This is a genomic window from Rhodoferax saidenbachensis (assembly GCF_001955715.1).
Lineage (GTDB): Bacteria > Pseudomonadota > Gammaproteobacteria > Burkholderiales > Burkholderiaceae_C > Allorhodoferax > Allorhodoferax saidenbachensis.
This window is the reverse complement of record NZ_CP019239.1, coordinates 2,958,826-2,971,107: the sequence shown is the minus strand read 5'-3', so window position 1 is coordinate 2,971,107 and position 12,282 is coordinate 2,958,826. Positions and strand designations below refer to the sequence as shown.

The following is a 12,282-nucleotide window of genomic DNA, read 5'->3' as shown; positions in this document are numbered from 1 at the left end:
AGCCATGAATCCCATTGTGTATGCCATCCCCGTGTTCATGCTCACCATTCTGTTGGAGGCCTGGGTGGCCCGGCGGCGCGGTGTGGCGGTTTACGACATTCCCGACGCCATCACCAGCCTGCACCACGGCGTGCTGAGCCAGGTGACCAACGCCTTCACCAAGATCGCCACGCTGGGCATCTACATCGCGGTGTACGAGGCCTACCGCTTTACTGAATGGTCCATGAGCAGCATTCCGCTTTGGATTCTGGCGCTGGTGCTGTACGACCTGTGTTACTACTGGGCGCACCGCATGGGCCATGAGGTCAATGTGATGTGGGCCTCGCACGTGGTGCACCACTCGTCGGAGTACTACAACCTGTCCACCGCACTGCGGCAGACCTCCACCGGTGCGCTGTTCGGCTGGGTGTTTTACCTGCCTCTGGCGGTTCTGGGCATCCCTTGGCAAATGCTGGTCATCGTGGGTCTCATTGACCTGCTGTACCAGTACTGGGTGCACACCGAGCTGATCGGTCGCATGGGCGTGCTGGACCGCATCCTCGTGACGCCGAGCAACCACCGTGTGCACCACGGTCAGAACGACTACTGCATCGACAAGAACTACGGCGGTATCCTGGTCCTGTGGGACCGCCTGTTCGGCACCTTTGCCGAAGAGCGCGATGGCGAGAAGATTTGTTACGGCATCCGCAACCCGCTGCACAGCTTCAGCCCGATCAAGGGCAACCTGCACTACTACGCCGACCTGTGGGAAATGTCCCGCGCGGCGCAGGGCTGGCGCGCCAAGCTGGGCGTCTGGGTGGCGCCACCCGGCGGCTGGACCGACGAGCCCATCGAGCATTTCGAGCCTCGCACCTTCACGCGTTTTGATGTGCAGACCCCTGTGCCGCTGCGCTGGTACGTGGCGCTGCAGTACGCGGTGCTGGTGCCGTTTGTTTCGCATTTCATCGGTGTGGCCAAAGGTTTGGACAGAGGCACAGCCGCGGTCTATGCGCTTGGCATTTTGGTAACGGCGGTGGCGCTGGGTGCGTTGCTGGAGCGTTTGGTCTGGGGCAAGTGGCTGGAACAGGCGCGCCTGCTGGTGCTGGGCCTGTCGTTCGCTGCCGTGCCGCAGTGGTTTGGATTTGAGGCGCCGCTGCTGCTCAAGGGCGCGTTGCTGGTGTTGTGTGTGGGCAGTGTGGTCTGGTTGAACCGCCAGGCCGTGGCACCGGCCAATACGGTGGGAGTGGCAGCATGAATCTGGATGCGTTGTCGGATCTGGTGTTGTTGCTGGTGTGCGCGGCCGTGCTGTGGTTTCACCTGCGACAGCGGCCCGCGCTGGCTGTCGCGGCGGGGCTGATTGGCCTGGCCGCCTGCCTGGGCGTGTTTCGTTACTCGGGCTGGACCGAGATGCTGGGCCCGCACCGCTTTACCAGTCTGCTGGCCGCCTGTGCGGCGTTTCCGTTGCTCGCATCCGGCCTGCGCTGGCCCGATGCGCCGCTGGCCACACGTGGTACGGCGGTGGGGCGTTTCATTCTGGTGGTCGGTGGGGTGGGCATTGCGCTCACGCTGGCCGGCGTGGCGCCGTGGCGGGATGTGGTGCCAGCGGTGTCTGCGCTGGTGATTGCCTGGACCATGGTGCAGCAGCGCAATGCCTGGGGACTGGCCGGTACGCTGGCCCTGCTGGGCAGTTTTGTGGTGGCCGCTACGGGCAAGGCCGACAGCAACTACCTGGGCTTGTTCAACACCGTGCAGTTGATGCACTACACCCTGGCGTTGGCTTTGGCGCTGCTGGCGGTGGGTGCCACGCGCGCGCAGCAACCGCAGCAACTCGCCGCCGCCTGAACGCTCAGGCGGTGCGCGTCTGACCCAGTGACTCCCGTTCGGGGACTTGGGCTGCGGCCAGCAGGCCTTGCATCACATCACCCACAACGATGACGCTGGGGCTGGCCAGCCCTTCGCGGGCGATGGTGGTTTGCAGCTCACCCAGTGTGCACACCGCATGGCGCTGCGTGGGCAGACTGGCGTTGTGCACCACGGCCACGGGCGTGCTGTCGGGCAGGCCGTACAGCAGCTCGTCCTGGATGTGGGCGACACCGCTCACCCCCATGTAAATCACCAAAGTCAGCTTGGCCTGGTAGGCCGTGTGGGCCAGTGCGCGCCAGTCGGTTCCTGCATCGCCAGGTTTGGCGTGGCCGGTCACAAACACCACGCCGTGCGCGTGTTCGCGGTGGGTCAGTGGCACATTCAGTGAGGTGACTGCGGCCAGGCCGGAGGTGATGCCGTTGATCACGCTGACGCGGATGCCTGCGGCTTGCAGGCTTTCTACCTCTTCACCACCACGGCCAAAGATGAAGGGGTCGCCGCCCTTGAGGCGCACCACGTTTTCGCCTTCGAGTGCGGCGGTCACCATGAGTTTTTCGATGAACGATTGCGGTGTGGACTTGCAGCCACCGCGTTTGCCGACGTGCACGATGCGCGCATCGGCAGAGGCGTAGGCCACGATGGCTTCGTTGACCAGATCGTCTACCAGCAGCACGGTCGCGGATTGGATCGCCTTCAAGGCTTTGAGGGTCAGCAGTTCCGGGTCGCCCGGGCCGGCGCCGACCAGGGTGACCTGGCCTGTGGCGTTGCTGCCGGAGAGATCGTGTTTCATAGTGCCTCCTGCCGAGCCGCCTCAAGGGAGGCAGCGCCCCCTTGGGGAGCCGCGAACGAATGTGAGCTTGGGGGCTCAAGTGTTTTGACCAATTGCAAGATGTGGGCCACCTGTTGCGCGATGGGGGCAGGCACGGGTTGCGCGCCGGACATCACGCTTTGAATATAGGCGGCCGTGGTGGCTGCGTCCAGTTGCGTGGGCAGGTTGGGCAGGCTGGTCAGTGGGCCGGCCTGGTGCTCCTGCAAGGTAAAGGTCTGGCCGTTCACAAAGGCCTGCATCGTGGGCGTGCGGCGCGGGTCGGCCACGGCCTCGCCCTCGGTGCCGCGCAGCAGCAGGGCGTTGGCCTGGGTGAGTGCAAAGGTGGCGGCCATGGAGATCGCGTATTCGGGGTGGGTGTAGCTGCTGACGATCAGGCTTTTGCCCACGCACGGGTTCATGAGCTTGACCAGGCTGTGCGCCGGGTTGCGCAGGTTCACCACGCGGCGTACCTCCAGCAGGCGCTGCAGCCCGGGGCACAGCAGGGCGGTGGGGGCAAACGCCACCTCACCATTTGCTATCTTTTGAATAGCTGCTTGCGCAGGTATACCAAGGGCTGCGAGCACTTCTGACGTAAAAACCCGGGTGGACTCGGTGGCCGTGCCGTGGATCAGCACCGGCAAGCCCTCACGGGCCAGCAGCAACGCCAGCAGCGGTGTCAGCAGCGGCAGCTTGCGCGCGCCGTTGTAGCTGGGGATGACCACCGTGGGCCGGTCGCTGGCGGGCAGGTGCTGCAGGCGCGCAGCCGTGGCGTCCAGAAAACCGGCCATTTCTTCAGCGGTTTCGCCCTTGATGCGCATGGCCAGGCAAAAGGCGCCAATCTCCAGATCGGTCACTGTGCCGTCCAGCACCTGACCGAACAGGTCCGTCGCCTGCTCGCGGTTCAGCGCGCGGGCACCGTCCTTGCCGCGTCCGATTTCCTTGATGTACTTGCCAATGGCCATAGGGGGCTTGTCTCTGTTCTGGGTCAGGCCTGAAACTGCGCCAGGTCCTGGGCGGAATAATCCCCTCGCAGCGTGCCAACGCAGTACTGCAGCCAGGTCTTGGAGAGCTGGCACAACACGCCCGGTGTTTCTCCGGCAGCGGCATCAAAGCGCACCACCGCGTCCACCATGGAGGGAGCTGCATTGTGCGGCATGTTGATGGCCTGCAATTGTCGGCGGTCCAGATCCAGCATGGCACCCAGCCGGTCCACCCGCAACGCAAACTCGACCCGCGAGCCATTTTCCAGCGGTACCTGCACCACGATGAGCTGGCGCGCGGCATCGGCCGCGGGCGACATGGCGGACTGGTCATTCACCACATTGCGCAAATCCAGCACGGGGTAAACCTTGTTCTGCACCTGGACCATGCCGCTGAATGGCGCCTGCACGCTGGAAGCGGCCAGCACCTTGCCATCGGGGGCGGCCATGTGGATCAGTGTGGCGTCCAGGCCCAGCCAGTAGCTGCCTTGGCTGAACGTCGCCAACTGCAGCGAGGGTGTGGCCGTGTTGCCCGTGCCGTGGTGTGTGGTTTGCACACTGCCCACTTCGGGCACTTTGGCTTGGCGCTCGCACAGGCGGCGCAGTGCCAAGCATTGCAGGTCATGCTGGTAGCTGTTCTGGCCACCAAATTCGCGGTAACCCGGGCCATTGGCATCGCCAAACCCATACAGATCACCCTGCAGGTCGACGATCGGTTCGGCGGTTTCTTGCGCTGTGCGCAGCACAGTCAGATCTGCCGGGCGCGGACCGTGGCTGTGCACCACGGCGCCCTGGGCGTCGACAAACAGCAGGGTGTCCTCTGGGCCCAGACTTGTGGCGCAGTCCGCCAGGATGGACTGCATTTGCGCCGTGGCATCCCACACGATGGCAATGCCGCCCAGCACCGGCGCCGCGTCAGACGCCGACGCGCGCACCGCTGCGCTGTAGATGTAGGTGGGCGCGTCGGGGTAGAAGCGGCTGGGTTCCAGGGCGCTGACCGCATAGTCCTGGCTGCTGCCCAGGCGCAGCGTGGCGCCAACCCAGGCTTCGTCCAGTACCTGGCCCACCTGATCGGCGTATTCGTCATTGGACACAGCGACCACGCGGCCCTGGCGGTCAAACAGCACCAGGCAGCTGTACACCGTGTACAGCGCATTGATGGTCTTGAGCGTTTGGGTGGACAGCGCGCAGTTTGGCGTACCGGCCTGCAGCGTCTCGGCAAACTGCGCGGTCAGCGCCCACCAGCGGCAGTCGTTGGCGCGTTCGTACAGGTTGCGGTCCAGAATCTGCATGGCCAATGCTGTGCGGCTTTGGGTATCGCGCAGGGTGGAGGCCATCACCACGCGGTGCAAATCGTGCAGCGCCATGGAAAAGGCCTGGGCGGTCTTTTGCGCCGTGACGCCAATCTCCGAGAGCAGGGTTTTGGCAAACATCACATCGCGGACTTGCGCGCCCGAACCATCCGATGGCACGTGGTTCAGCTCCAGCAGGCCGTTCCAGACCGAGCGCTCCAGCGCCGACTGGATGGCGGCCGAGCGCAGGGGAATCTGGCGCAGCGCGGCGGGCAGCAAATCAGCATTGCCTGCGGCTTCCTGCATCAGTGCGGACGCTTCCTCTTGCACTTCGTCATCAAAGGCCAGGTCCAGCGGCATCAGCGCCAGGCCACGCCAGCCCAGGCCGGTGTAGCCCTGAAAACCGGTGGTGTCGCAGGCCACGGCCATGTACCGCCGCCCCATGTGCTGCAAGCCAAAGCTGCCCGCCGCACTGGCACCGGGCAGGTGCCAGCCCATGGGCAACTGCAGTGCGTCGCTGGAGGCGATCACCCGGCCGTCGGGGTCCACCAACGCCAGCAGTGCCTGGGCACTGTCGCCGTGCTGCCCGTCGTCCAGGATGGAGGTGAACAAAGACTGCGCTTCGTCGTGCAAATCAAATTCCAGGCACAGCACACCGCAGGCGCCCTGGGGCGCAGAAACGCTTTGCGCGTACACCAGCGTGGGCTGCGCAGGGTCGCAGAAACCATGCACCGCGTAATCCTGCACATAGGTGCCCGCGTTGGTGACAACGCGGTTGAGAAAGGCCAGGTCTGCGGTGCTGGCCTGGTCCGGGGTGGGGTCACCGTAGCGCAGGCGTGCCTGGCATTGCGCCTGGGTGTCAAACAGCACGATGTTGCGGTACACCGTGTATTTGCTGGCGTACGCCTGCAGGTGCTGCTCCATGGCGGTGCGGTCAGCATCCTCGGGCTGGCCCAGGTACTGCGACAGCACGGCGTCGGTGGCAAAAAAACCGATGTCGGCGCTGCGCTCAAACAGGTTGCGCACCACGATGTCGATACACATCTGGGCCTTGCTGCCCAAGTCTTCCTGCACATTCTTCAGGGCCTCGCTGGCCAGGCCCTGCATCATTTCGGCGGACAGGGCCGCAAAGTCATGCCGGGCGCGTGCCAGGTCGTTGTTGGCAGAAGCTTTGGACGACAAACTCGACAGCGAAGACAACAACGCCAGGTTGTCCCACGCAGCCTCCACCAGGCGCAGTTCCTGGCGTTGCTGCTGCACCTGGGGCATGTAGCGCTGCAGTTGGTCGGGGTGCAAAGGGTTGCGTGAACCTAGGGCGTGGCGTGGCATAAAAGGTCTCTGGAAGCCCCGGTGCGGGCTTGTCGAATAGGTAAAAACCCCTAGAGTATTGCAAATCCTATGCCGGTATTGATGACACTCGGACCATGCGTTGCAGTTGCGGCACACACGAGCCGCAATTGGTGCCGCATTTCAGGGTGGATTGCAGTGATTCCAGGCGTTGTTTGGCATCACCCGGGCAGTCGGCCAGGTAGCTGTCGATGGCCATATCGGTGACGTTGAAGCAGGTGCACACGGTTTTGCCGCGTGACGCCACGGTGGTGGGGGGCTGTGCACCGGGCGCCATCAGGGCGCGGGCGTAGGCCTGTGCGGGCTGCTCGTCCTGCAGCAGGGCGCTGATCCAGCCTTGCGCGCTGGTGTCGCCCGCCAGCAAAACACCTTCCAGCGTGGCATTGGCATCCAGCGTGCGCCGGACCAGACGCGCCGCGCGGCGCTGGCCCCGTTTGGGGTCGGCATACCGCACCACCTCGGCACCATCGAGTTGCAGGATGGATTCGATCTGGGCGATCAGCGCAGGATCGGGCGCTTCGTGGGCAGCCGCGCGGAACAACACGCCCTGGCGCTGCCCGCCTGTAGCGCCCAGCGCTGTCTGGTTGGCAAACGGGGTGCAACTGGCATAGGGGAAACGCCCCATCAGCGACTGCAGCCAGGTGCGTGCGTCCAGCACCTGGTCGTCTGGCAGCCAAGCCATGGCCAACAGCGACCACGGCAGATCGGCCTTGAGCACTTTGACGGCAGCGTGTTTGAACTCGGGTTGTTTGGAGTCGGGGCAGTAGGCCGAGGTGGTGAGTGCGTTGACACCCGCCAGGCGTTGGCCGGTGCTGCCCATGCCGCTTAAAAATTCTTCGCCCCAGTGCATGGCCATGAAGACCTGCGACAGGCCCAGCTCGCTACTGGCCTGCACCGGCACCAGGATGGAGCCGCGTTTGCTGGTGACGTGCACCAGATCGCCTTCTTTCAAGATACGCCGGTCCATGTCTTGCGGGTGCATGAGCAGGGACGGTTCGCGCACATGGCCAAACAGGCGGCCGAGCGTGCCGGTGCGGCTCATGCCGTGCCACTGGTCGCGCAGGCGCCCGGTGGTCAGGGAGAACGGGTAACGCGATTCGCGTGGTTCGGCGACTTCTTTGTACGCGCTCGCCACAAAGCGCGCTTTGCCGTCTGCGGTGGGAAACACACCGTCGGTGTACAGGCGCGCCACGCCTTGGGTTTCACCTTCACGCAAGGGCCACTGTTGGGGCGCGGCTTCAAGCATGGCGTAGTCCATGCCAGTGATGTCGAGGTCGCGCCCGCGCGTGGATTCGCGGTGTTCGTTCCAGACCGATTCGGGGGTGGGGTAGGGGAATAAACCACCCTTCCGTTCGGGCTGAGCTTGTCGAAGCTCAGAGAATGTGCTGGCATCATGCCCTTCGACGGGCTCAGGGCGAACGGAAATGAGCCTCTCTAGCCGCTGCGCAAAGTCCACCGCAATTTTCCAGTCATGGCGGGTTTCTCCGGGTGCGGGCACGGCGGCGCGCACGCGGGAAATGCGGCGTTCGCTGTTGGTGACGGTGCCTTCTTTTTCACCCCAGGTGGTGGCGGGCAGCAGCAGGTCGGCAAAGCGGCAAGTGGCGGTGGTGGAGAAAGCCTCTTGCACCACCACAAACTCGGCGCGCTCCAGCGCGCGGCGCACCGTGGCCTGGTCGGGCATGCTTTGCGCGGGGTTGGTGCAGGCAATCCACAGCGCCTTGATCTCGCCGTCAGCCGCGGCCTGGAACATCTCCACGGCGGTCTTGCCGGGCTTGTCGGGCACCGTGGGAACGCCCCACAGCGCGGCGACTTCGGCGCGGTGCTCCGGGTTGGCCATGTCGCGGTGCGCGGACATCAGATTCGCCAGGCCGCCCACTTCACGCCCACCCATCGCATTGGGCTGGCCGGTCAATGAGAACGGGCCGGCGCCGGGCTTGCCGATCTGGGCGGTGGCCAGGTGCAGGTTGATCAGGGCGGTGTTTTTGGCCGTGCCACTGCTGGACTGGTTCAGGCCCTGGCAGTACAGGCTCAGCGTGGCGGGCGAGGTTGCGAACAGGCGCGCGGCTTCCAGCAGGTCGGCTTTGGAGATGCCGCAGGTTTGCGCCACCACATCGGGCGTGCAGTCACGCACCAGCGCTTTCAGCTCTTCAAAACCGGTGGTGTGTGCGGCGACGTAGGCCGCGTCCGTCCAGCCCTCCCACAGCATGATGTGCAACATGCCGTTGAACAGCATCACATCGGTGCCGGGCTGGATGGGTAGGAACAGGTCGGCAATCTCGGCGGTGTCGGTCTTGCGCGGGTCGCAGAAGATGATCTTGAGGGCCGGGTTGGCGCGTTTGGCGTCTTCAATACGGCGAAACAAGATGGGGTGCGCGTAGGCCGTGTTGGAGCCGACGATGAAGATGCACGCTGCATGGCGCACATCGTCGTAACAGGCCGGTGGCGCGTCGGCGCCCAGCGTCTTTTTGTAACCCGCCACGGCACTGCTCATGCACAGGCGCGAGTTGGTGTCGATGTTGTTGGTGCCTATCAGCCCCTTGGCCAGCTTGTTGAAGACGTAATAGTCTTCGGTGAGCAACTGGCCGCTGACATAAAAGCCCACCGCGTCGGGGCCATCGCTCTGCACGATGCCGGCAAAGCGTTGGGCGGCGTTGTCCAGCGCATCGTCCCAGCCCACGGGGTACAACACGCCACCGCGTTGCAGCCGCTGCAGGGGGCGCAACAGCCGGGTTTGCAGCGTCACCTCCGCGCTGGCCGTCAGGTGCAGCGTCGAGCCCTTGGTGCACAGGCGCCCGAAGTTGGCTGGGTGGTGCGGATCACCGCGCACACCGGTGATCTGGTTATCTCTCGATTCAATGATGACGCCGCAACCCACCCCACAGTACGGGCAAGTGGAACGTGTTTCACGTACCAGGTCCCGCTCGCTCTGATCCAATCCCACCCGTTCGCCCTGAGCTTGTCGAAGGGCTTCGACAGGCTCAGCCCGAACGGAAGAATTCAGCTCAGCCCGAACGGGTATTACTTTCATACCGCTGCGGTTTCTTTCTGCTGTGGTCCGGCCACGGGCGCCGCCAGGTCCAGCGCATGGGTGGCCAGTTCGGTGGCGTCCAGGTGCACGGCGCCGCCTTCCACCTTCACCGCGAATTTGGGCGTGCAGCCTTCATCGGGCGCCTGGGCGCAGCCGTCGGCCATGCCAATGGTCCAGTTGTGCAGCGGGCAGGCCACGCTGGTGCCAAACACGATGCCCTGGCTCAAGGGGCCGCCCTTGTGCGGGCAGCGGTCCAGGAGCGCAAACACCTCGTCCTGCGCGTTGCGAAACACGGCCACGTCCATGCCTTGCGGGCGCGCCACGCAGCGCGAGCCGAGCACCGGGATGTCGGTCACCAGGCAAATTTTCTTCCAGTCGCTCATATCAATTCCTTCCACTGACTGCGCAAATAGCTATTGTTTTAATAGCTGCTTGCGCACATTCCATAAGGGCTACAGGCCTATTTGATATAAAAATGCGGGTTAGGCGGGGACGCTCAGCTTGTCGAACTGGCGGGTGTCGACCTGCGCGTCCTGGAAGTCAAACCAGGGATCGGGCTCACCGTCCAGTGCGAACAGCAGTTCCTCGTTCAGGGCTTTGCGGCCTTCGGCGTCTTCCAGAATGCGCTTCTTCACATAGTCCAGACCCACGCGGCTCACAAAGTGCACGGTGCGTTCCAGGTACCAGCCTTCCTTGCGGTAGAGCTGCATGAAGGCACCGGTGTACTCCAGCACTTCTTCAGTCGTTTTGAGCTTGACGAAGAAATGCGCCACCTCGGTCTTGATGCCGCCGTTGCCGGCGATGTACATCTCCCAGCCGCTGTCCACGCCGATGATGCCCACGTCCTTGATGCCAGCCTCGGCGCAATTGCGCGGGCAGCCGGAGACGGCGTACTTGACCTTGTGTGGTGCATACATGCGCCAGTGGGCGCGTTCCAGGTCCTTGCCCATCTGGGTGCTGTCCTGGGTGCCCATGCGGCACCACTCGGAGCCCACGCAGGTCTTCACCGTGCGCAGGGCCTTGGCGTAGGCGTGGCCGCTGGGCATGCCGATGTCCTTCCACACGGCTTGGAGGTCTTCTTTCTTCACGCCCAGCAGGTCGATACGCTGGCCGCCGGTCACCTTGACGGTAGGGATCTTGTACTTGTCCACTGCGTCGGCAATCTTGCGCAGCTCGTTGGCCGTGGTCTCGCCGCCCCACATGCGCGGGATGACCGAGTAGGTGCCGTCCTTCTGGATGTTGGCGTGGCTGCGTTCGTTGATGAAGCGGCTTTGCGGATCGTCCTTGGCTTCTTTGGGCCAGCTGGAGATCAGGTAATAGTTCAATGCAGGGCGGCAGCTGGAGCAGCCGTTGGGCGTTTTCCAGTCCATGCCCTGTTGCACTTGGGCGATGGTGAGGAATTTTTCCTTGAAGATGGCATCGCGCACTTCCTGGTGGCTGTGCTCGGTGCAACTGCACATGGCCTTCTTCTTGGGCGTGGCGGAGTAGTCGCCACCGGCGGTGAACATCAAAATTTGTTCGACCAAACCGGTGCATGAACCGCACGACGCGCTGGCCTTGGTGTGTTTCTTGACCTCGTCCAGCGTGAACAGGCCCTTTTCCTTGATGGCTTTGCAGATGGTGCCTTTGTTGACGCCATTGCAGCCGCAGACCTCGTCGCTGTCGGCCATGCTCGCGGCCTTGTTGTGGCCGGCGTGGCCCACGTCACCGATATTGCTTTCGCCGAACATCAGCTTGTCGCGGATGTCGGCAATGCTGCGGCCGTCGCGCAAGAGCTTGAAGTACCAACTGCCGTCCACCGTGTCGCCATACAGGCAGGCACCGACCAGCTTGTCGTCCTTGAGCACCAGCTTTTTATAGACGCCGCCAAACGGGTCGCTCATCACGATTTCTTCGGTGCCTTCTCCGCCCATGAATTCACCGGCGCTGAACAGGTCGATACCGGTGACTTTGAGCTTGGTGGAGGTGAGCGAGCCCTGGTAGCGACCAATGCCCATCTGTGCCAGATGGTTCGCTGCCACTTTGGCCTGCTCAAACAAAGGTGCCACCAGGCCATAGGCAATGCCACGGTGCGCCGCGCATTCACCCACGCTGTAGATGCGCGCGTCGGTCACGGTCTGCATGGTGTCGTTGACCACAATGCCCTTGCTGCAATGCAGGCGCATGCTTTCGGCAAGCTGAGTGTTGGGGCGAATGCCCACGGCCATCACAACCAGGTCGGCGGCGACTTCGGTGCCGTCCTTGAACTTGACCGAACCAACCCGTTCGGGCTGAGCTTGTCGAAGCCCCGCAGGCCCTTCGACAGGCTCAGGGCGAACGGCAGGGAGTAGCTCCTGCGTCTGCGCACCCATGAGGAACTGCAGGCCGCGGTCTTCCAGCGACTTCTGCAGCAGCTTGCCGGCCACGCTGTCGAGCTGGCGCTCCATCAGCGTGGGCATCACGTGCACCACGCTGACCGTCATGCCGCGCAGCATCAGGCCGTTGGCGGCTTCCAGGCCCAGCAGGCCACCGCCGATGACGACCGCGTGTTTGTACTTGACCGCAGCGTCGATCATCGCGTTGGTGTCGGCAATGTCGCGGTAGGCGATCACGCCTTCCAGGTCCTTGCCGGGCAGGGGCAGGATGAAGGGGTTGGAGCCGGTGCACAGCAGCAGGCGGTCGTATTCGGCTTCGGTGCCGTCTTCGGCACGCACGATGCGTTTGACGCGGTCGACTTCGGTGACTTTCTTGCCCGCGTGCAGCGTGATGTTGTTGTCCTTGTACCAGTCCCAGGAGTTCAACACGATCTCGTCCAGTGTCTGCTCACCGGCGAGCACGGGCGACAACAGGATGCGGTTGTAGTTGGGGTGCGGCTCAGCACCAAAGACGGTGATGTCGTACAGGTCGGGAGCGACCTTGAGCAGCTCTTCAATGGTGCGTACACCGGCCATGCCGTTGCCGACCATGACCAGTTTGAGTTTTGGGGGAGGGCGCATGTCCATGTCG

At 63.8% G+C, this 12,282-nt stretch carries 8 protein-coding genes; 2 read left to right on the top strand and 6 right to left on the bottom strand.

Going from position 1 to position 12,282, the window contains the following annotated elements; genetic code table 11:
- Positions 1 to 4: 4 nt before the first annotated feature.
- The gene (locus RS694_RS14120) at positions 5 to 1,234 is read left to right on the top strand and encodes a sterol desaturase family protein (protein WP_029708526.1); all 1,230 of its coding nucleotides are present in this window, start codon (positions 5 to 7) and stop codon (positions 1,232 to 1,234) included.
- Entirely contained in the window at positions 1,231 to 1,821 is a 591-nt protein-coding gene (locus tag RS694_RS14115; RefSeq protein WP_029708527.1) for a hypothetical protein, read from the top strand. The genes RS694_RS14120 and RS694_RS14115 overlap by 4 nt, the downstream gene beginning before the upstream one ends.
- A 4-nt stretch (positions 1,822 to 1,825) precedes the next feature.
- Here RS694_RS14115 and cobA read toward each other — a convergent pair whose 3' ends face one another.
- From cobA to nirB, 6 genes are all read right to left on the bottom strand, one after another.
- Positions 1,826 to 2,632 carry a uroporphyrinogen-III C-methyltransferase gene (gene cobA, locus RS694_RS14110; protein WP_029708528.1) on the bottom strand — a complete coding sequence of 269 codons (807 nt, stop codon included), beginning with the start codon at positions 2,630 to 2,632 and terminating at the stop codon, positions 1,826 to 1,828.
- On the bottom strand, positions 2,629 to 3,612 hold the full coding sequence (ybiB, locus tag RS694_RS14105) for a DNA-binding protein YbiB (RefSeq protein WP_081708665.1): 984 nt from the start codon (positions 3,610 to 3,612) through the stop codon (positions 2,629 to 2,631). Before ybiB ends, cobA begins: the two co-directional genes overlap by 4 nt.
- A 23-nt stretch (positions 3,613 to 3,635) precedes the next feature.
- Positions 3,636 to 6,251 carry a chemotaxis protein CheW gene (locus RS694_RS14100; protein ID WP_051391978.1) on the bottom strand — a complete coding sequence of 872 codons (2,616 nt, stop codon included), beginning with the start codon at positions 6,249 to 6,251 and terminating at the stop codon, positions 3,636 to 3,638.
- Between the two features lie 67 nt (positions 6,252 to 6,318).
- Positions 6,319 to 9,183: a nitrate reductase gene (locus tag RS694_RS14095; protein WP_029708531.1), complete on the bottom strand. Its 2,865-nt coding sequence runs from the start codon at positions 9,181 to 9,183 to the stop codon at positions 6,319 to 6,321.
- Positions 9,184 to 9,293: 110 nt separating this feature from the next.
- Positions 9,294 to 9,680 (bottom strand): nitrite reductase small subunit NirD, encoded by a 387-nt coding sequence (gene nirD, locus RS694_RS14090; RefSeq protein WP_029708533.1) that lies wholly within the window; start codon positions 9,678 to 9,680, stop codon positions 9,294 to 9,296.
- 99 nt (positions 9,681 to 9,779) lie between these two features.
- Positions 9,780 to 12,278, bottom strand: coding sequence for a nitrite reductase large subunit NirB (nirB, locus tag RS694_RS14085; RefSeq protein ID WP_051391979.1), 2,499 nt, complete (start codon positions 12,276 to 12,278; stop codon positions 9,780 to 9,782).
- Positions 12,279 to 12,282 lie beyond the last annotated feature (4 nt).